This window comes from Nocardioides alkalitolerans DSM 16699 (assembly GCF_000426525.1).
Lineage (GTDB): Bacteria > Actinomycetota > Actinomycetes > Propionibacteriales > Nocardioidaceae > Nocardioides > Nocardioides alkalitolerans.
This window is the reverse complement of record NZ_AUFN01000010.1, coordinates 132,527-152,106: the sequence shown is the minus strand read 5'-3', so window position 1 is coordinate 152,106 and position 19,580 is coordinate 132,527. Positions and strand designations below refer to the sequence as shown.

Here is a 19,580-nt window from a genome sequence, read left to right as displayed (position 1 = left end):
CCACCGCACGACGGCCCGTTCCGGAAGGCGCCGGTCCCCTCGGGGACCGGCGCCTTTTCCGCGCCCCTGCTCGCTCCCTGAGGGGGAGCGGCGCCGCAGGATCCCCGGTTCCGGCCCGCGAACGACGCCGAGAAGGCAGAATTTCTGGGACGACTCGGCGTGTCGACTGGAAATTACAGTCGTGTAGTTACTCAGTTCGGCTTGTGTGGTGCTGATGTGACGTGTGTGAATGTCGTTGCTTGTGTGACCACTTCCCCCACGCAGGAGCACCCGTTGCGTCCCAGTCAGGCCCGTTTCATCACCCTGTGCCAGCAGCTGCTGGCCCTCGCCGTCGTCCTCGCGTTCCTCGCTCCGGCGACGAACGTGATCTCCCTCGACGTCAGCCACGCCCCCGAGGCCTCGGCACCGACCCTGCCCGCTGCGGCGGACCCGGTCGCCGAGGCCCCCGTCGAGACCGCACCCGTCGAGTCGACGGTGGAGGAGACGCCGCTCGAGGCCGACGCCCCGACCGACGCCCCGAGTGACGGCTCGACGTCCGGCTCCACGGAGACCCCGGCCGAGGTCCCGACCGGCACCCCGTCGGAGGCGCCGACCGGCACCCCGTCGGAGACGCCGACCGAGACGCCGACCGACGTCCCGGCCACCGAGGTCACGAGCGACCCGCGGCCCGTCACGGGCTACGGCGCCGTCGGCGTCACGTGGAGCCCGGAGACGCCGATCGCCGCTGACGAGATCTCCTTCGAGGTCCGCCACGCGACCGCCGGCACCTGGTCGGAGTGGGAGGAGCTGCCCTACGAGGCGCTCGAGGACGGCACCGCCACCGACGACCCCGAGGCCGAGGACACGCGTCCCGGCACGGAGCTGTTCTTCGTGGGCGAGGTCGACGAGGCCCAGGTGCGGGCCACGGCGCCGGGCGGCCTGCCGGACGACCTGACCGTCGCGGTCATCGACCCGGGCGAGTCCACCGTCGTCGAGGAGGCGCCGGCCTACAGCGCGGCCACCCTGCCCGCGACCGAGGGCACGGCCGACACCGAGGGCACCGAGGGCACCGCCACCGACGACGACACGATCGCGCTGCAGTCCGCCGCCGCGGCCACCACCGTCCCGCGGCCCGCCATCTACTCCCGTGCCCAGTGGGGGGCCGACGAGTCGATGCGCGACGGGGCTCCCCGTTACGCCGCCGTCAAGGGTGCGGTCATCCACCACACGGTCAACGCGAACAACTACACGGCCGAGCAGGTGCCGGGCATCATCCGCGGCATCTACGCGTACCACACCAAGTCGCAGGGCTGGAGCGACGTCGGCTACAACTTCCTCGTCGACCGCTTCGGCCGGCTGTGGGAGGGCCGGTACGGCGGGGTCACCGCCGCCGTGCGCGGCGCGCACATCTCGGCGTACAACGACTACGCCTTCGGCATCTCGGCGATCGGCAACTACGACATCGCCGAGCCCTCGAGCGAGATGGTCGCCGCCATCACCCGGCTCATCGCCTGGAAGCTGGCGATCCACGGCATCGACGCCACGTCGACCCAGACGTGGGGCAGCGTGCGCATGCCGGCGATCATCGGGCACCGCGACGGCGGGTCCACGGCGTGCCCGGGTCGCTACCTCTACGCCAAGATCCCCGGCATCCGCACCGCGGTGAAGAAGATCCAGACGACCGGGGGCGAGACGGCGCCGACCCCGACGCCGACGCCTCCGGCGCCGCAGAACAAGGCGACGACCCCGAACCTGACCGACACGAACCTCATGGGCAGCGCGGACCCCGACCTCGCGTTCCGCATGAACGACGGCAGGGTCTACGTCCTCCCCGGGTTCGGCGGGCACCGCTACAACGCCCCCGTGCGCATCGCCGGCAACGTCGCGGGCGCCCAGGGCATGACGATCACCCCCGACCTCACGGGTGACGGCAAGCCGGACTTCGTGGTGGTCGACCGCGGCGGCAAGGCCTGGATCGCCCCGGGGGCCGGCGGTGGCAAGTTCTCCACGGCACGGGTCGCCAGCACCTCGATGTTCAAGGGCACCGACAACCTGACGCCCGTCGGCGACATCGACGGCGACGGGCACAACGACCTGGTCGCCCGGTTCGCGAACGGTCGCACGATCGCCTACCTCGGCACGGGACGCGGTACCTTCAAGGCGGTCGTCCTGTCGTCCGACTGGAGCGGCTACGACATGTTCACGAGCGTCGGCGACGTGACCGGTGACGGTCGGGCCGACCTGCTGATGCGCGACCGGGCGGGCAAGCTCTGGATCGTCCCGCTGGGCGCGGCCGGCACGGTCCGGGGCCAGAAGGTCGGCATCGGCCAGCGCATCCCCGTGCCCGGCGAGTTCGGTGGCATCACGGCCATGGGCGGCTGGGGCGACGCGACCGGCGACGGCAAGGCCGACCTCGTCATGCGGCTGAGCAGCGGCACGCTCTACGTGCTGCCGTCCAACGGCGCCGGTGCCTTCGGCCCGGCCCGCGGACCCCTCGGCGGCAACAACCTGACGAACCTCTCCGGCGCCGGGAACCTCATCGGCAGCGGGGCACCCGACCTCGTGGGCCGGCAGGGCGACTACGCCTACATCGTCCCGCACGCCGGCACGCTCGACCACCTGGGCGCGGTGCCGACGAACCTGGTGCTGCCCGAGGCCGCCGCGCTCTTCAACGTCGGCGACTGGGACAAGGACGGCCGCGGCGACCTGATCGTCCGGGCCAAGGACGGCAACCTGACGCTCTACCGGGGCAGCAACGACGGCCAGTTCTGGTCGCCCACGTCGCTCGGCACGGGGTTCGAGGGCGTGAGCCAGCTGCGGTTCGTCGGCGACGTGACCGGCGACGGCTACGGCGACTTCATGGGCGTCGACGCCGCGGGCACGCTCCGGGTCTACCCGGGTCGTGGCACGGCGGGCTTCGGCACGAGCCAGACGGCGACCCCCGCGCTGCGCACGTGGTTCACGTTCCCGAAGATCAGCATGGCCGGGTACGACATCGCCCTCGCGACCGCGTCGTGGACCCGGGGCAGCCGCCCCGACCTGGTGCTGCGGCACAAGGCCACCGGCCAGCTGCGGCTCGTCCAGTTCAACGCGAGCGGTGCGATCGTCACCAACCGCATCATCGCGGAGGCCTCCGTGCGGGTGAACATGATGGGCTGAGCGCCCGCCGTACGTCAGCAGGAACCCGCCCGAGCCGTCCGGCTCAGGCCGCCCCGCCCTCGAGCCGCTCGTCGCGCTCGAGGGCGGAGCGCTTCTCGGGCCACCACGGGGCGGACGGCGCCGCCGGGTCGACGAGCACCAGCGAGCCGCCGGCGGCCAGGACCCCCACGGCCCCGTCCAGGCCGGCGACGGTCGACAGGTCGGTCGTCAGCACCCGCAGCGCCGGTCCGTCCGGCGGGGACAGCAGGTCGCCCTGGACCCGACCCGGGCGCGCCTCGTCCTCGGGCGTGGGCGGGTCGATCGCGACGTACGCGTCGGGCAGCGACCAGATCTCGACGCCGACGTCGTGCACCCCGTCGGGCACCCCGCCGGCGAAGGGACGCCCCAGCGGGGTGAGCGCGCAGGCCAGCACGACGAGGTCGTCCGCGCGGTCGGACCACCGGTCGAGGGAGGCAGGACCGCAGACGACGGCGGCGAGGTCGCCCTCGGCGACGGACCCGCCCGCAGCACCCGCGGCCAGGTCCTCCGGCAGCACGACGACGAGACCCGCGGTCCAGGCGGCGCCCCAGAGCACGGGCGTCAGCCAGTGCGTCGGCAGGTCGAGCAGCAGCCGGTCGCCGCGCTCCAGGTCGAGCTCGTCGGTGAGCAGGCCCGCGGCTTTGGCCACCCAGTTGGCGTACGTCGTCGTCGACAGCTCGGTGCGGTCGACGACCGCGCCGTCGGCGTCGTACCCGTAGTAGGTCACCAACGGTCGCCCGGGCTCGTCGCCGAGGAGACGGCCCAGCAGGGTCGCGAAGGTGACGGGGGAGTGACGGTCGGCTCGGTTCGGGAGGTTCACGTCAGCCATCGTCGCAGCCTTCTCTACGATGCCGACCATGACTCTTCCCTCCGTCGAGGCGGTGATCGTGGCCGGTGGGTTCGGCTCACGGTTGCTGCCCCTGACCGCACGCCGGCCGAAGCACCTCCTCGACGTCGGCGGTGTCCCCTTCCTCGAGCACCAGATCGCCCGCCTCGCGGGGGCCGGGGTCGAGCACGTCGTGCTGGCCACGTCGTACCACGCCGACCAGTTCGCGCCGGTGCTCGGCGACGGCAGCCGCTGGGGCATCCGCATCGACTACGTGCTCGAGGACGAGCCGCTCGGCACGGGCGGCGCGATCCGCAACGTCGCGGACGCGCTCACCGACGACCCCGACGGCGCCGTGATCATCCTCAACGGCGACGTGCTCTCCGGGCACGACCTGCCGGGCCAGCTGGAGGACTTCGCCACCCCGCGCGACGGTCGCCGGGTCGACGTCAGCCTGCACCTCGTGCAGGTCGAGGACGCGCGTGCCTTCGGCTGCGTGCCCACCGACGGCACGGGCCGCGTGACGGGGTTCGTGGAGAAGTCGGAGAACCCGGTCACGAACCAGGTCAACGCCGGCTGCTACATCTTCCGGCGCGACGTCATCGACACCATCCCCGCAGGTCAGGTGGTGTCCGTGGAGCGCGAGACCTTCCCGGGCCTCGTGGCCGACGACCAGCTCGTCGTGGGCTTCGTCGAGACCGCCTACTGGCGTGACGTGGGCACGCCGGCGGCCCTCGTCGGGGCGTCGCGGGACGTCGTGCTCGGCGTCGCGCCCACCCCGGCGGCCGAGCCCGGCCCCGACGGCGCCCGGGTCGCGCCCAGCGCGCGGGTCGCGGACGACGCCGAGGTCGGCGGGGGCTCGGTGCTGATGGCCGACGCCGTCGTCGCCTCCGGGGCCGTCGTGCGCGGCAGCATCGTGATGACCGGTGCGCAGGTCGAGGCCGGGGCCGAGGTCGTCGACTCCGTGGTGGGTCCGGGCGCCCGGATCGGTGCCGGCGCCCGGCTGCAGGACGCCACCGTCGGCGACGACGCCGTCGTGGCGCCCGAGGCCTCCGTGGTGGACGTCCGGGTCGACGTGGGCGCGCACGTCTGAGCCGTCACCGCCCCCGAGCGCGGGAGCGGGTACGACGAGGGGCCCGGGTCGACGTGACCCGGGCCCCTCGTCGTACGTGCTGGTGCTCTGCCTGGTGGCGCTCAGGCGCCGAGCGGCTCCACGGAGTTCGTGTAGGGCCAGCGGAGCATGAAGTCGTTGAGGGCCTCGCCACTGGGCTCGCTGCAGTACTCGAGGATGCCGTAGCCGCTCTCGCCGGGCTCGCCGTCGAACTCGGGGGCGTCGCCCTGCTCGGGCTCGAGCGTGCTGGTCCACCGGCCGATGGCGATGTGCTGGCCCTCGGGGAACGCCTCGCCGCCGTCGGCCTCGCCCTCCCACGGGACGGCCTTGAACTTGAGCCGGAGGTTGTCGGTGCCCTGGAGCTTCGAGGAGATGCCGCGGATGTCGGCCATCATCTCGTCGTCGGCGGCGGCGGTCTCGTCGTACCAGAGGATCGCGTAGCCGTGCTCCGAGTTGTGGATCAGCTGCTCGATCTCGGGGCGGTCCTCGGGCGTGTAGAACTTGCGGTCCATCGGTGCCGGCGAGGGGCGGTGGGGACCGAACACGGGGGGCGACGTCTCGTACTCGATGTCGCCCGTCTCCCGGTGGTCCTGCTCGCCGGTGGCGGCCAGGATCTGCTCGGGCTGGCACACCGACGCGGGCGCGCCGATCGCCGCGAGGTCGATGTCGTTGAACTGCCGCAGCTCCCACCAGTTCATCACCGGACGGTAGGCCGCGGCCCCCACGATGAGGACCCCGACGGCGATGCAGATGCCGACGATCATGAAGCTGCCGCGGCGCTCCGCACTGCGCTGCTGCGCCTTCATCTTCTTGACGACCGCGGAGCGGTCGGTCTTCTCGGACTTTGCCACGGTCAGGCTTTCCTCACGGGTCTGGGGACGTTCGCGGGCAGAGTCTACGGACTCGGGCGCGTGAGCCTGACCTCGGTCGTCCCGGGGGTGTCGGTCGCCCCTGCGGGGGTCGTGCCGGCGCTCGGCGCCGCGGCCCACCTCCACCCGTGCGCCCGGGTGAGCGCCGTCAGCACGACGGCGTCGGTGTCCCGCACCGTGGCGACCAGGCCGTCCCCGGTGTCGGCGACCCGCGCCTCGACGCCGAGGACGCGGGCGACGGCCCCGGCCAGGTCGTCGGCGCCGGCGGGCCCCCCGAAGCCGTCGACCAGCTCGGCCGGGTCGGAGGCGGCGGCGAGCGCGGCCACGACGGCCTCGCGGGCGCCGTACCCGAACATGTCGCGCGCCGGGTCGCGCACGAGGGCCCGCGCACCCGGTCCGTCGTCGTCGCCGGGGAGCACCAGGTCGGCGCGTCCGCGGACGAGGGCCAGCGGACGGCCGCCGAGCTTGCCCTGCGCCAGCTCCGCGGCGCCGGCGATCTCGTCGGCGACGGCGGGCGCGGTGACCGCGAGCTCGTTGCCGTAGGAGTCGTGGCGGCCCGCGTGGTCCTCGAGCACCGCGAGGCCGGCCGCGCCCACGGCGATGTCGGTCTGCCCCTCGCGCCACGCCCGGCCGGCGGTGTCGGTGACGACGACCCCCACGTCGACGCCGGCCCGCTCCCGCACCCCGCGGCGCAGGGCCCGGGCGGACGCGTCCGGGTCGAGCGGCAGCAGCACGACGCTGCCCCGCACGACGTTGGAGTTGTCGACGCCGGCCGCGGCCAGCGTGAGGCCGTGCCGGGTCCGGGAGATGCGGGTCGGGCCGCGGCGGGCGACGACGCGCACCGTCTCGTCGTCGATGGCGCGCTCGCGGTCGAGGGTGCTGGCGCGGCCCTCGGCCTTGGCGACGACCTTGCTCGTCACGACCACGACGTCACCGTCGCGGGGGGCGAGGAGCTCGACCACGAGACCGACCAGGTCGGTGCCCGCGGTGACCTCGCCGACGCCGTCGGGGGCGTGGACCTCGAGGTGGCCGCTCACCCGGCGGCCCCGTCCGAGCGCGTCGCCAGGGCCAGCTCGACGGCCGTCGCGGCCATCCGCGCCGTCGCGTCCTCGTCGGTCATCATGAGCGGCACGGCACGCGAGCGCAGGCCCACGGAGGTCGCGACCTCCACCTGGTCGGCGTCGCGCTCGTCGACGAGCCACGCGTCGAGCACGCCGCCGTTGCTGCGCGCGCCGTAGTGCGCGCCGACGGCGCCGGCGCTGACCTCGACGCCGATCGAGGTCAGCATCTGGTGGGCCATGCCGCGCACGTGGGTGCCGCCGACGATGGGGGAGAGCCCCACGACGGGGGCGGCGGTGTCGGCCAGGGCCCGCCGCACGCCGGGGACGCCCAGGATCGTGCCGACCGAGACGACGGGGTTGGACGGCGGGAGGATGACGACGTCCGCCTCCGCGATGGCCTCGAGCACGCCGGGGCCGGGCGTGGCGTCGCCGATGCCGACGGCGACGACCGTCTCCGCGGGCACCTCGGCGCGCATCCGGATCCAGTACTCCTGGAAGTGGACGACCCGTCGCCCGCTCGGCGAGTCGGGGTCCGCCACGGCGACGTGGGTCTCCACGCGGTCGTCGGTCATCGGCAGGAGGCGCACGCCGGGCTGCCACCGTCGGCAGAGCGCCTCCGTGACCGCGGAGAGCGGGTAGCCCGCGTCCAGCATCTGCGTGCGCACGAGGTGGGTCGCGACGTCACGGTCGCCCAGGCCGAACCACGTGGGCTCCACGCCGTACGCCGCGAGCTCGTTCTTGACGCTCCACGTCTCCTCGCGCCGGCCCCAGCCGCGGACGGGGTCGATGCCGTCGCCGAGGGTGTACATGACCGTGTCGAGGTCGGGGCAGACCTTGAGGCCGTGCACCCAGATGTCGTCGGCGGTGTTGGCCACGACGGTGATCTCGGTGTCCTCGTCGGCCCCCGGGACGAGCCCGGTGCGCAGGCCGTGGCGCAGGCCCTGGAGGAAGCGGGCGCCGCCCATGCCGCCCGAGAGGACCGTCACCCGTCGTACGACTGCGTTCTCGCTGCTCATGGGGCCATCCTCGCCGCTCGCGCCGCGCAGTGGTGGTGAGGGGTCCACGGCGTGCGGCAGACAAAGGGGTGAGACCGCTCCTCTACCAGATCCGGGCTTGACTTCCGGTGTACGACAGGCATGTAATTCCCACAGTGTTCTTCCGGCGTCACGGCGGGCACGCCCGGTCCGCCGGGCGGAGGTGTCGACCCCGACGCCTCGTCCGTCACCGTCGACGTCCGGCACCGGTGATCCTGCCGGTGAGGGAGCACCGGGCTGCACCGCTGACGGGGGTCAGCAGGGTCGAAGACGGGTCGAAAGGGCGAATGCCGTGAGAGAACTGTTTCTCCTCGACGGAGACGCCGAAGAACTGGGATGGCAGGAGCGCGCACTGTGCGCTCAGACCGATCCCGAGGCGTTCTTCCCGGAGAAGGGCGGGTCGACGAGGGAGGCCAAGAAGGTCTGCCTCACGTGCGACGTGCGCGACGACTGCCTCGAGTACGCACTGATGAACGACGAGCGCTTCGGCATCTGGGGCGGTCTCTCCGAGAGGGAGCGTCGCAAGCTCAAGAAGCACGCGGTCGTCTGAACCCACGCGGTGGTGCCGGGGGCCTCTGCCCTGCAGGCACCCCGCTGGGAACGGACCGTAGGGTGACCGACCGTGACCGCAGCCGATCTCCCCACCGATCCCGGGCCCACCGGTCCCGCTGATCACTGGGCCGACCTCCGCCGCGACGCCGAGGCCCACGCCGAGTCGCTCCGCCGCCCGAGCGTCGACGCCGGCGACGTCACCGTGGTGCTGGTCGCCCACGACGGCGCCACCTGGCTGCCCACCGTCCTCGAGGGCCTCGCGGCCCAGACCGTCCCCCCGGCCCGCGTCGTCGCGGTCGACACCGGCAGCACCGACGGCAGCGCCGACCTCCTCGAGGTCGCCCTCGGGCACGCCGCCGTGATCGAGGCCCCCGTCTCCACCTCCTACGCCGAGGCCGTCGACCTGGCCCGCGACCACCTCGCCGCCACCGGGCTCGACCCCCGCTCCGGCTGGCTCTGGCTGCTCCACGACGACTCCGTCCCCGCCCCGGACGCGCTGCAGCGGCTGCTCGAGTGCGCCCACCTGGACCCCGCGGCCGAGGTGATCGGCCCGAAGCTGCGCGAGTGGCCCTCGCTGCGCCGCCTGCTCGAGGTCGGGGTGACCGTCAGCGGCACCGCCCGCCGCGAGACCGGGCTCGAGCGCGGCGAGTACGACCAGGGGCAGTACGCCGCGTCGCGCCGCGTGCTCGCGGTGAACACCGCCGGCATGCTCGTGCGTCCCGCGCTCCTGAGCGACCTCGGCGGGCTCGAGCGGACCCTGCCGGTGCTCGGGGCCGATCTCGACCTCGGCTGGCGGGCCGCCGCCGCGGGCCGTCGCACCGTCGTCGCCCCCGACGCGGTCGTCTTCCACGCGGAGGCCAGCCACCGCGGACTGCGGAGCACGCCCCTCCTCGGCCGCCACCCCCACCTCGCCGACCGCCGGGCCGCCCTCTTCGTGGTGCTGGCGAACTGCTCGACGAGGGCCTTCCTCCTCCAGGCCGTGCGCCTCGCCCTGGGCAGCCTGCTGCGCGCGCTCGGCTTCCTCGCCACCCGCAGCCCCGGCGCGGCGGCGGACGAGGTGCTCGCCGTGGCCGCCGTCTACGCCCGCCCGGGCGACCTGCGACGGGCGCGCAGGGCCCGGCGGGCGACGCGGACGGTGGCGCAGCGCGACGTACGACGCCTGCTGGCCCCGTGGTGGGTGCCCTACCGCCACGGCCTCGACCTCGTCGGCGACGTCGTGTCGGCCGCCACCACGCACGCGACCGACGTCGCGGACCGCCGGCGCGACGCCCGCTCGGCGGCCGAGCGCGACCGCGTGGCGGCCACCCGCACCGGCACCCGGGCCGCCACGGTCGACGAGTCCGGCGGGGAGGACGACGAGCTGGCCGCCGAGAGCGGCTGGCTCGCCCGCTACCTCACCAGCCCGCTCGCCCTGCTCCTCACCGCCGTCGTCGTGCTGTGCCTGGTCGGGGCGCGCGAGGCCCTCGGCGGGATCGCCGGGGGAGCGCTGGCGCCCGCGCCCGCCGACACCTCGACGTGGTGGCACCTGCACGCCGCGAGCTCGTCGCCGCTCGGCACCGGGACCGACGTGCCCGCGCCGCCGTACGTCGCGCCGCTCGCCCTCCTCGCCTGGCTGCTGCCGGGCGGTCCCGGGGCCACGGTGGCCCTGCTGATGCTGCTCGCGGTGCCCTTCGGCATCTGGGGGGCCTGGCGCCTCCTCGGGGTCGCGGGGCGTCTCCTCGACCCCCGCGGCACCTCCCGCTGGCTGCTGCTGGTCGGCGCGGTCACCTACGGCCTCGTGCCCGTCACCAGCGGCGCGTGGGCCCAGGGCCGGTTCGGGATCGTGGTCGCCGCCGCCCTGCTGCCGTGGCTGGCGCACGCCGCGCTCGGCTTCGCGGACCCCGAGCGCGAGCGCCGCTGGCGCGCCGGGTGGCGCACGGGCCTGCTCCTGACGCTCGTCGTGGCGCTCGTCCCGGTCGCCGCGGTGCTCGCGCTCTCGATGGCGGTCGTGACGCTCGCCTTCGGCGTCGTCGTCGCCCGTCGCGCCCTCCTCTCCCGCGAGGTCCTGCGCGGCACGGTCGCCCCGGTCGCGCTGGCGCTCGTGCTGCCGGCGGTGCTGCTCTCGCCCTGGCTGCTGCCGACCCTCCTGCACGGCGACCTCGTCGCGCTGGCGGGCGAGGCCGGCCGCCTGCCCTACCCGGCGCTCGCGCCGCTCGACGTCGCGCTGGGCCGCCTCGGTGACGGCGCCGGCACGACGGAGGCCGGGGTCGTGCTCGTCGCGCTGGCGGTGCTGGCGCTCGCGGTGCCCGCGACCCGGATCGCGGTCGTCGGCTGCTGGGCCGTCGCCGCTGCGGTGCTCGCGCCCGCGGCGCTCCTGGCGCTCCCGACCTTCGACCTCGCCGCCGGCGAGACCCCCGCCGCCCTCGGCCTCGTGGTCGTCGTCGTGGCCGGGGCCGCCGTGACCGCCGCGGTCCTCGGCGCCCAGGGCCTCGCGTGGACCCTCGTGGGCCGCCGCGCCGACGGGAGGCCGTCCGCCGGTGCCGTCCGCCGCGTCGTCGCCGCGCTGCCGACGCTGGCCCTGGCCGCGGTCGCCGTCTCCGGCCTCGCCTGGTTCGTCGGCCCGGGCGGCTCGGTCGCGGCCGACGACCGCGACGTCGACATCCCGGCCTACATGGCCCAGCGGTCCGAGACGTCCCCGTCGTACGGCGTGCTGCTGCTGCGGGGGAGCATCGACGACGGCCTCACCTACGACGTGCGCCGCGACGACGGCGTGCGGCTGGGCGAGGAGGAGGTCGCCGCGCTGACGCCGGTCGACGAGGCGATGGCCGCCGACGTCCGCGCCCTGGCCTCGAGCCCGACGGAGGAGGTCGTCGACCGCCTGCGGTCCGCCGGCATCGCCTACGTCGTGCAGCCCGCCCCTGGTGACCCGGAGATCCGCGCCACCCTCGACTCCGTCGCCGGGCTGGCGCCCGCGAGCGCCGCCGACCCGAGCACCCGGGCGTGGGAGCTCGCCGAGCCGCCGTCGGCCGACGCCGTCGACGACGGCTCCGTCGGCCTCGGCCGCGCCGTGCTGCTCCTGGTGCAGGGCGTGGCGCTGGTCGTGGTGCTGGTCATGGCCGGCCCCAACCGCCGCAGCGTCGAGCGACGTTCCGCCCCGATCGAGGAGACCCGGTGAGCGACCCGACGACCGAGACGTCCGAGACGCCCGTGACGCCAGGCCGGCGCCGGGCCGCGGCCGCGCCCGGTGGCCGACGGCGGTTCGACCCCGTGCTCCTGGCGGCCGTCGTCGTGCCCGTGCTGGCCCTGCTCGTGGGGCTCGGCGTGCGTGTCGACGCCCCCGGCGCGGCCGAGCCGACCGCGCCCGACGTGGAGCCGCGCACCTCCGCGACCGTCGTGTGCCCGTCGACCGGGGTCGCCTCGGGCAGCGCCGAGGACCCGTCCGCCGTCGTGCCCGAGGCGGGCCGGCTGTCGGTCGCCACGTCCCCCGAGGTGACCGGGGGAGAGGTCGACCTGGCGGGCGAGACCGTGGCGGTCGACGACGGCGCCGTCGTGACGTCCGAGTCGGGCGAGCCCACCACCGCCACCGCGACGGGGGAGGCCGCCCGAGGTCTCCACGCGGCGCGCTACGACGCGAGCGGCGCGACCGGCTGGACCTGCCGGGAGCCCGACACCGGCGGCTGGTTCGTCGGTCTCGGCGGAGGCGCCGAGCGGGCCTCGGTCGTCGAGCTGACCAACCCCGACAGCGGCACCGCGGCCGCCGCGCTGACCCTGTACGGCGAGAGCGGCCCCGTCGACGCGGAGGCGATCCGCTCCGTCGTCGTCGGGCCCGGCGAGACCCGTCGCTTCGACCTCGCGGCGATCGCGCCCGTGCGCGGCGAGCTGGCCCTCCACGTCGACGTCACCCGCGGGCGCCTCGGCATGGGCGTCCTGCAGGCGCTCGACCCGCTCGCCGGTGGCGCCGTCACGACCACGTGGGCCGCGATCCAGGAGGCGCCGGCACGGGAGCTCACCCTGCTCGGCAGCCCGGGGGACACCACGGCGGCCCGGACGCTCGTCGTCACCAACCCCGGCGAGAACCAGGCCCGGGTGACGGTCGAGGTCGTCGGCGTGACCGGGATCTTCGAGCCCGCGGGCGTCGAGGCCCTGGAGGTCGCCCCGGGCGGCGTCGCCTCCCTCGACCTCACGGAGGCCCTCGCCGCCGTGGACGACGGCGTGCTGGGCGTCCGCGTGACGGGCACCGAGCCGGTCGCCGCGGCCCTGCGGACCGGGACCGGCGCGGGCGAGGCCAGCGCGGTCGTCGCGGAGCCGCTGACCAGCGGTGGCGCGCTGCTGCCCGCCGGGGCGACGGCGGCGCGGCTGGTGCTCACCGGTGACGGCGACGAGACCGAGGTCGAGGTGGTGGCGCGCGACGCCGCGGGCGCGGAGCTGGCCCGCCGGGCGGTCACGCTGGCCGACGCGGTCTCCGGCGTGGTCGACCTCGCCCCGGGCACGGCGCGGGTGGAGGTCGTGGGTGCGACCGATGCCGGCGGGGTGCGCGGCGCGGTCGTGGTGACGGCAGGCGGACGACCGAGCGTGGTCGCCCTCAGCCCCGTCGTGGTCGACGAGCGGGTGCCGGCGGCCCGACCCGCCTGGCCGTGAGCCGGCGCACCGGGCCGTGAGGCCCCGGGGGCCGAGGCGCTAGTCCTCCTCGTAGTCCGGGTCGACGTCGCGCGGCACCAGGCCGAGCAGCTCGGCGACCTGCTCGGCCGCCACCCGGCGCACGAGGTCCTCGAGCTCGGCGCGGGACTCCGTGCGCCGCTCCAGCGGGCGTCGGAAGAGCACGACACGGGCTGGGCTCGCGACGGTCGGCCGCACGAGCGACCCCAGCGGCACCTCGTCGGACCAGTCACGGGGGAGGAGCGGCATGTCCTCCACGGCGTACTCGACGGGCACGTCGACCGGCCCGAGCCGCGCCCGCCAGCGCGTGTCGAGGTCCGTCACGACCGCCAGCGCCACGGCGTCGAACCGGGCGCGCGACCCGGGTCGGGGGTCCCGGCGACCCGGGGCCGGACGCACCGGGGTGAAGGGGCGGCCGCGGTCGTGACGGTCACGCCGCCTGACGGGTCGCTCCGCCGGGTGGGGCACGGGCTGCTCGCTCAACGGTTTCTCCTCGCTCGGGCCGCGAGCCTAGTCCGGTCGGCCGACCGGGCGGAGTAGCGTCCTCGTCGTGAGGTCTGCCCGTCGTTGTTCGCGCACCGCCTGCGGTCGTCCCGCGGTGATGACGCTGACCTATGTCTACGCCGACCAGACCGCGGTGCTCGGCCCGCTGTCGACGGCCGCCGAGCCCCACGCCTACGACCTCTGCGAGCAGCACAGCGAGCGGCTCTCGGCCCCCCGGGGCTGGGAGGTGCTGCGGCTCGCCGCCGCGTCGACGCGTCCGGGGCCCTCCGACGACGACCTGCTCGCGCTGGCGGACGCCGTGCGCGAGGCCGCCGTCCGTCCGTCCGCGCCCGCCCCCGGCGGTCCGGGGCGGGTCGTCGGCGACGACCGCGACGAGCGGGGGGCGCGCCGCGAGCTCCACGAGGGCGACCCGACGGACCCGGCAGCGCCGTACCGACCGGCGGGCGGGCGCCCGCGGGGCGGTCACCTGCGCGTCCTGACGACCGACCCGGGCTGAGCGGGTCGGACCTCCGGCTGACGCCACGCACCGCGGGCCGCTAGGCTCCCGTCCATGGCGCTCAGCGGAACGCTCGACCCGTCCAACCTCCAGGCCGTCTTCAAGGCGTACGACGTCCGGGGCACCGTCCCCGACCAGCTCGACGAGGACTTCGCGCGCCGCGTGGGTGCCGCGTTCGTGCAGGTCACCGGTGCACCCACGGTCGTCGTCGGCCACGACATGCGGCCCTCCTCGCCGGGCATGGCGGGCGCGTTCGCGCAGGGCGCCGCCGACCAGGGCGCCGACGTCGTCCTCATCGGCCTCGCGTCCACCGACCAGCTCTACTTCGCCTCGGGCCACCTCGGCCACGCTGGCGCGATGTTCACGGCCAGCCACAATCCGGCGCAGTACAACGGCATCAAGATGTGTCGCGCCAACGCGGTGCCGATCGGCACCGACACCGGTCTCTCCGAGATCCGCGACCTCGTCGGCGGCCCCGCGCCGGCCCCCGCCTCCTCGACCGGCAACATCACCGAGCACGACGTGCTGGAGGCCTACGCCGCCCACGTGCTCTCCCTGGCGCCCGTGAAGGGCCGTCGGCTGAAGGTGGTCGTCGACGCCGGCAACGGCATGGCCGGCCTCACGGCCCCCGCCGTCTTCGAGCGGCTCGGCGACGACCGCGCCGAGATCGTGCCGATGTACTTCGAGCTCGACGGCAGCTTCCCGAACCACGAGGCCAACCCGATCGACGAGGAGACGCTCACCGACCTGAAGGCGCGCGTGGTCGCCGAGTCGGCCGACATCGGGCTCGCCTTCGACGGCGACGCCGACCGCTGCTTCCTCGTCGACGAGAACGGGCGCGCGGTCTCGCCGTCGACGCTCACCGCCCTCATCGCCGACCGCGAGCTGACGCGGGTGCCCGGCTCCAAGGTGATCCACAACCTCATCACCAGCAAGGCCGTGCCCGAGATCGTCGCCGAGAAGGGCGGCACCGCCGTCCGCACCCGCGTGGGGCACTCCTACATCAAGGCCACCATGGCCGAGACCGACGCCGTCTTCGGCGGCGAGCACAGCGGCCACTTCTACTTCCGCGACTTCTGGCGCGCCGACTCGGGCATGCTGGCGGCGCTCCACGCCCTCGCCGCGCTGGCCGAGACGGACGTGACGCTCTCGCAGCTGCTCGCGTCCTACGAGCGCTACCCGATGAGCGGCGAGATCAACTCCACCGTCGGCGACCAGGCGGCGGTCCTGGCGCAGCTGGAGTCGACGTACGGCGCCCAGGACGGCGTGACGCTCGACGAGCTCGACGGCCTCACCGTCGACCACGCGGACTGGTGGTTCAACGTGCGGGCCTCGAACACGGAGCCGCTGCTGCGGCTCAACGTGGAGGGCAAGGACGAACCCACGATGGCCCGGGTCCGCGACGAGGTGCTGGCGGTGATCCGCCGATGAACATCGACGCCACGCTGCTGCGCATCATCGTGTGCCCCGAGTGCCACGCCCGTCTCGAGCAGGTCGAGGTCGCCGGCGCCCCCGAGGGCACGGGCGAGCTCGCCTGCACCGGCTGCACGCTGGTCTACCCGGTCCGCGACGACATCCCGGTGCTGCTGGTCGACGAGGCCCGCCGGACCGGCTGACCCGATGACCTGGTTCGACGAGTCGCGGCTGGACGACGAGCAGGCGCTCGCGTCCCTCGACCCGGTGCTCCGCCGGCTGGCGGAGTCCGGGGCCCGCGTGCGCCGGGAGGCCGGCGACGCGGCGGACTCGGTGGCCGACCGGGTCGACGAGGCCCGCGAGCGCTCGCGGCCCCGCGCGGTCGTCGCCGCCGGACCCGACTCCCGCCTGCTCCGCGCCGTGCTGGAGCAGACGTGCCCCGTGCCGTTCGTGGCGTGGACGGGCCCCGGGCTGCCCGGCTGGGCCGGTCCGCTGGACCTCGTCGTGCTGCTCGCGCCCCAGGGCTCCGACGTGCTCGCGGCCTCCGCGGCGTCCGAGGCCGTCCGTCGCGGGTGCGACGTGCTGGTCGCGTGCCCGCCCGCCTCGCTCGTGGCCGAGCACGCGGTCGGCCGCGACGTGCTCATGCTGCCGACGAGCACGGGGGACCAGCTCGCGACGGCCGTCGTGGTCCTCGACTTCCTGGCCTCGGCCGGCCTCGGTCGGCCCGCCGACGCGGACGCCGTGGCGGGGGCCCTCGACGCGGTGGCCGTGACCTGCTCGCCGTTCCGCGACCTCGCGAGCAACCCGGCGAAGGAGGTCGCCATCGGCCTCGCCGACGCGTCCCCCCTGGTCTGGGGCGGCTCGGTCCTCGCGGCGCGGGCCGCGCGGCGTCTCGCGGAGGAGCTGCGGCGCACGACCGGCCGGGCCGCCGTCGCCGCCGACGCGGACCAGCTGCTGCCGCTCGTCGAGGCCGCCCGCCCCCGCGACGTGTTCGCCGATCCCTTCGAGGGCGGCGGGGCGGCCTCGCGGCCCGTGCTCCTCGTCCTGGACGACGGGAGCACCGACGCGGTCGTGCGGGAGCAGTCGGGGCGGCTGCGCGCGGCGGCGGCGGCCCACGACGTCCGCGTCGTCACGCTGACCGCCGACACGGGCAGCGAGGTCGCGCGCTACGCCTCGCTCGTGCTCGAGGGCCGGTACGCCGCGGCCTACCTGCAGCTCATGGAGGTCCCGGGCTGATCGGCCCGTCCGGGGGTGTGGGCTCCCGTCCCCATCGGGGGTCCCGACTGGCCTAGGGTGTCGCGCATGACCTCAGACGCCGGGAGCCGGGCATGAGCGGCGGGCTGTTCGCCCTCCTCGACGACATCTCCGTGCTGGCACGCACGGCCGCCGCGTCCGTCGACGACATCGGTGCCGCCGCCAGCCGCGCGAGCGTCAAGGCCGCCGGCGTCGTGGTCGACGACACCGCGGTGACCCCGCAGTACGTCCAGGGCGTCGCGGCGAAGCGCGAGCTGCCGATGATCCGCAAGATCGCGATCGGGTCGCTGCGCAACAAGCTGCTGATCATCCTGCCGGCGGCGCTGCTGCTCAGCCAGTTCGCGCCGTGGGCGCTGACCCCGATCCTCATGCTGGGCGGGGCCTTCCTGTGCTTCGAGGGTGCCGAGAAGATCTGGGGCAAGCTCTCCGGTCACGGCAAGGCCCACGCGAAGCCGGTGACCGAGCTCGGACCCGAGCAGGAGAAGACGATGGTCGCGGGCGCCATCCGCACCGACCTCATCCTCTCGGCCGAGATCATGGTGATCTCGCTCAACGAGGTCGCGGCCGAGGGCTTCTGGTCCCGCGCGATCATCCTCGTGGTGGTGGCGATCGGCATCACGGTGCTCGTGTACGGCGTCGTGGCCGTCATCGTGAAGATGGACGACGTCGGGCTCGCGCTGGCCCAGCGCTCCTCCGCGCTCGCGCAGAAGGTCGGTCGCGGCCTGGTCAAGGGGATGCCGACGCTGCTGTCCGTCATCAGCGTCGTCGGCACCGCCGCGATGCTCTGGGTCGGCGGCCACATCCTCCTCGTCGGCGTCGACGACCTCGGCTGGCACGCGCCGTACGAGGCCGTGCACCACCTCGAGGTGGCCGTGCACGACGCGCTCGGCGCCGCCGGCGCCGTCGCCGGGTGGATCGTCAACACGGTGCTCTCCGCGATCGTCGGCCTCGTGGTCGGCGCGGTCGTCGTCGCCGTGCTGCACGTCCTGCCGTTCGGTCCGGGCGGGCACGACGACGAGGAGCACGCGCCCGCCACGTCCTGACGGAGCGGTCCGAGAATTCGGGTTCGGCGGGCGAAGCGTTCTAGGCTCGACCGCGTCCGCGTGGGAGAACCCACAGAGCGCAGATGCGCGACGCAGACCTGGCTCCACCTGTTCGAGGAGACAACCCGATGGACTTCAAGGTCGCAGACCTCTCCCTGGCCGACTTCGGCCGCACCGAGATCTCTCTCGCCGAGCACGAGATGCCGGGCCTGATGGCGATGCGCGAGCGCTACGGCGACTCGAAGCCGCTGGCCGGTGCCCGCATCGCCGGATCGCTCCACATGACGGTGCAGACCGCCGTCCTCATCGAGACGCTCACCGCGCTCGGTGCCGAGGTCCGCTGGGCCTCGTGCAACATCTTCTCCACCCAGGACCACGCGGCCGCGGCGATCGCCGTCGGTCCCGAGGGCACCGTCGACGCCCCCGCCGGCGTGCCGGTCTTCGCCTGGAAGGGCGAGACGCTGGAGGAGTACTGGTGGTGCACCCAGCAGATCCTCCAGTGGCCCGGTGACGAGGGCGCCAACATGATCCTCGACGACGGTGGCGACGCCACGCTCCTCGTGCACCTCGGTGTCGAGGCGGAGAAGACGGGCCAGGCGCCCGACCCCGCCACGGCCAAGAGCCACGAGCAGAAGATCATCTTCGACGTGCTCAACGCCTCGCTCGCCGAGAGCAAGGACCGCTGGACCCAGGTCGCCGCCTCGATCAAGGGCGTCACCGAGGAGACCACCACCGGCGTGCTGCGCCTCTACGACATGATGCGCGAGGGCTCGCTCCTCTTCCCGGCCATCAACGTCAACGACTCCGTCACGAAGTCGAAGTTCGACAACAAGTACGGCTGCCGTCACAGCCTCATCGACGGCATCAACCGCGCCACCGACGTCCTCATCGGCGGCAAGGTCGCGGTCGTCTGCGGGTACGGCGACGTGGGCAAGGGCTGCGCGGAGTCGCTCCGCGGCCAGGGCGCGCGCGTCATCGTCACCGAGATCGACCCGATCTGCGCGCTGCAGGCCGCGATGGACGGCTACCAGGTCTCCGCGCTCGACTCCGTCATCGACGTCGCCGACATCATCATCACGGCCACGGGCAACAAGGACGTCGTGACGGTCGAGCAGATGGCGAAGATGAAGCACCAGGCGATCCTGGGCAACATCGGCCACTTCGACAACGAGATCGACATGGCCGGCCTCGAGTCCCTCGAGGGCGTGCACCGCAAGAACGTCAAGCCGCAGGTCGACGTCTGGACCTTCCCTGAGAACGTCGGCGGCCGCTCGATCATCGTGCTGTCCGAGGGCCGCCTCATGAACCTCGGCAACGCGACGGGTCACCCCTCCTTCGTGATGTCGAACTCGTTCACGAACCAGGTGCTCGCGCAGATCGAGATCTTCACGAAGCCGCAGGACTACCCGGTGGGCGTCTACGTGCTCCCGAAGCACCTCGACGAGGAGGTCGCCCGCCTCCACCTCGCCGCCCTCGGCGTCGAGCTCACCACGCTCAGCGACGACCAGGCCAGCTACCTCGGCGTCGACGTGGCGGGTCCGTACAAGTCGGACCAGTACCGCTACTGACACCCCTCGTCGGCACCGCTGTCCCGCTCGGGGGCGCAGCGGTGCCGACGTCGTCTCC

The 19,580-nt window shown here is 74.5% G+C and carries 16 protein-coding genes; 11 read left to right on the top strand and 5 right to left on the bottom strand.

Annotated elements, in window-relative coordinates; all coding sequences use genetic code 11:
* Window positions 1–243: 243 nt before the first annotated feature.
* On the top strand, window positions 244–3,138 hold the full coding sequence (locus tag K329_RS29215; protein WP_157571509.1) for an FG-GAP-like repeat-containing protein: 2,895 nt from the start codon (window positions 244–246) through the stop codon (window positions 3,136–3,138).
* 43 nt (window positions 3,139–3,181) lie between these two features.
* On the opposite strand, the gene K329_RS23840 is transcribed toward K329_RS29215, so the two are convergent.
* Complete coding sequence (locus K329_RS23840) at window positions 3,182–3,985, bottom strand: TIGR03089 family protein (protein ID WP_084541029.1); 804 nt, start codon at window positions 3,983–3,985, stop codon at window positions 3,182–3,184.
* Window positions 3,986–4,013: 28 nt separating this feature from the next.
* On the opposite strand from K329_RS23840, the gene K329_RS0101415 reads away from it, so the two are divergent.
* Window positions 4,014–5,075 (top strand): nucleotidyltransferase family protein, encoded by a 1,062-nt coding sequence (locus K329_RS0101415; RefSeq protein ID WP_028471662.1) that lies wholly within the window; start codon window positions 4,014–4,016, stop codon window positions 5,073–5,075.
* 101 nt (window positions 5,076–5,176) lie between these two features.
* Here the strand turns inward: K329_RS0101415 and K329_RS0101410 are convergent, their stop codons facing one another.
* The 3 genes from K329_RS0101410 to cofD are packed head-to-tail and all read right to left on the bottom strand — an operon-like array spanning window position 5,177 to window position 8,039.
* On the bottom strand, window positions 5,177–5,944 hold the full coding sequence (locus K329_RS0101410) for a DUF3105 domain-containing protein (protein ID WP_028471661.1): 768 nt from the start codon (window positions 5,942–5,944) through the stop codon (window positions 5,177–5,179).
* Between the two features lie 44 nt (window positions 5,945–5,988).
* Window positions 5,989–6,999: a coenzyme F420-0:L-glutamate ligase gene (gene cofE / locus K329_RS23835; RefSeq protein WP_084540907.1), complete on the bottom strand. Its 1,011-nt coding sequence runs from the start codon at window positions 6,997–6,999 to the stop codon at window positions 5,989–5,991.
* The gene (cofD, locus tag K329_RS0101400; protein WP_028471660.1) at window positions 6,996–8,039 is read right to left on the bottom strand and encodes a 2-phospho-L-lactate transferase; all 1,044 of its coding nucleotides are present in this window, start codon (window positions 8,037–8,039) and stop codon (window positions 6,996–6,998) included. The genes cofE and cofD overlap by 4 nt, the downstream gene beginning before the upstream one ends.
* Before the next feature lie 310 nt (window positions 8,040–8,349).
* On the opposite strand from cofD, the gene K329_RS0101395 reads away from it, so the two are divergent.
* The 3 genes from K329_RS0101395 (at window position 8,350) to K329_RS23830 (ending at window position 13,226) form a co-directional block, all read left to right on the top strand.
* The gene (locus K329_RS0101395) at window positions 8,350–8,607 is read left to right on the top strand and encodes a WhiB family transcriptional regulator (RefSeq protein WP_028471659.1); all 258 of its coding nucleotides are present in this window, start codon (window positions 8,350–8,352) and stop codon (window positions 8,605–8,607) included.
* 72 nt (window positions 8,608–8,679) lie between these two features.
* Window positions 8,680–11,763: a glycosyltransferase family 2 protein gene (locus K329_RS0101390; protein WP_028471658.1), complete on the top strand. Its 3,084-nt coding sequence runs from the start codon at window positions 8,680–8,682 to the stop codon at window positions 11,761–11,763.
* Window positions 11,760–13,226 carry a DUF5719 family protein gene (locus tag K329_RS23830; RefSeq protein ID WP_043641848.1) on the top strand — a complete coding sequence of 489 codons (1,467 nt, stop codon included), beginning with the start codon at window positions 11,760–11,762 and terminating at the stop codon, window positions 13,224–13,226. Before K329_RS0101390 ends, K329_RS23830 begins: the two co-directional genes overlap by 4 nt.
* Before the next feature lie 39 nt (window positions 13,227–13,265).
* Here the strand turns inward: K329_RS23830 and K329_RS0101380 are convergent, their stop codons facing one another.
* Entirely contained in the window at window positions 13,266–13,727 is a 462-nt protein-coding gene (locus K329_RS0101380; RefSeq protein WP_245596403.1) for a metallopeptidase family protein, read from the bottom strand.
* Window positions 13,728–13,794: 67 nt separating this feature from the next.
* Here K329_RS0101380 and K329_RS30095 point away from each other — a divergent pair, with 67 nt between their 5' ends.
* From K329_RS30095 to ahcY, 6 genes are all read left to right on the top strand, one after another.
* Window positions 13,795–14,244: a DUF3499 domain-containing protein gene (locus K329_RS30095; RefSeq protein WP_084540906.1), complete on the top strand. Its 450-nt coding sequence runs from the start codon at window positions 13,795–13,797 to the stop codon at window positions 14,242–14,244.
* A gap of 54 nt (window positions 14,245–14,298) precedes the next feature.
* The gene (locus K329_RS0101370) at window positions 14,299–15,675 is read left to right on the top strand and encodes a phosphomannomutase/phosphoglucomutase (RefSeq protein WP_028471656.1); all 1,377 of its coding nucleotides are present in this window, start codon (window positions 14,299–14,301) and stop codon (window positions 15,673–15,675) included.
* Entirely contained in the window at window positions 15,672–15,860 is a 189-nt protein-coding gene (locus tag K329_RS0101365) for a Trm112 family protein (RefSeq protein WP_028471655.1), read from the top strand. The genes K329_RS0101370 and K329_RS0101365 overlap by 4 nt, the downstream gene beginning before the upstream one ends.
* Window positions 15,861–15,864: 4 nt before the next feature.
* Window positions 15,865–16,893, top strand: coding sequence for an SIS domain-containing protein (locus K329_RS0101360; RefSeq protein WP_028471654.1), 1,029 nt, complete (start codon window positions 15,865–15,867; stop codon window positions 16,891–16,893).
* Between the two features lie 92 nt (window positions 16,894–16,985).
* Window positions 16,986–17,954 (top strand): DUF808 domain-containing protein, encoded by a 969-nt coding sequence (locus K329_RS0101355; protein WP_028471653.1) that lies wholly within the window; start codon window positions 16,986–16,988, stop codon window positions 17,952–17,954.
* A 128-nt stretch (window positions 17,955–18,082) separates the two neighbouring features.
* Complete coding sequence (ahcY, locus tag K329_RS0101350; RefSeq protein WP_028471652.1) at window positions 18,083–19,522, top strand: adenosylhomocysteinase; 1,440 nt, start codon at window positions 18,083–18,085, stop codon at window positions 19,520–19,522.
* Window positions 19,523–19,580 lie beyond the last annotated feature (58 nt).

What these genes read in the sequence shown, in the direction of transcription:
- K329_RS23840 (WP_084541029.1), bottom strand. Translation starts at nt 3,985, where the DNA reads ATGGCTGACGTGAACCTCCCGAACCGAGCCGACCGTCACTCCCCCGTC.
- K329_RS0101365 (WP_028471655.1), top strand. Translation starts at nt 15,672, where the DNA reads ATGAACATCGACGCCACGCTGCTGCGCATCATCGTGTGCCCCGAGTGC.
- ahcY (WP_028471652.1), top strand. Translation starts at nt 18,083, where the DNA reads ATGGACTTCAAGGTCGCAGACCTCTCCCTGGCCGACTTCGGCCGCACC.
- cofD (WP_028471660.1), bottom strand. Translation starts at nt 8,039, where the DNA reads ATGAGCAGCGAGAACGCAGTCGTACGACGGGTGACGGTCCTCTCGGGC.
- K329_RS0101355 (WP_028471653.1), top strand. Translation starts at nt 16,986, where the DNA reads ATGAGCGGCGGGCTGTTCGCCCTCCTCGACGACATCTCCGTGCTGGCA.
- K329_RS0101370 (WP_028471656.1), top strand. Translation starts at nt 14,299, where the DNA reads ATGGCGCTCAGCGGAACGCTCGACCCGTCCAACCTCCAGGCCGTCTTC.
- K329_RS0101415 (WP_028471662.1), top strand. Translation starts at nt 4,014, where the DNA reads ATGACTCTTCCCTCCGTCGAGGCGGTGATCGTGGCCGGTGGGTTCGGC.
- K329_RS0101360 (WP_028471654.1), top strand. Translation starts at nt 15,865, where the DNA reads ATGACCTGGTTCGACGAGTCGCGGCTGGACGACGAGCAGGCGCTCGCG.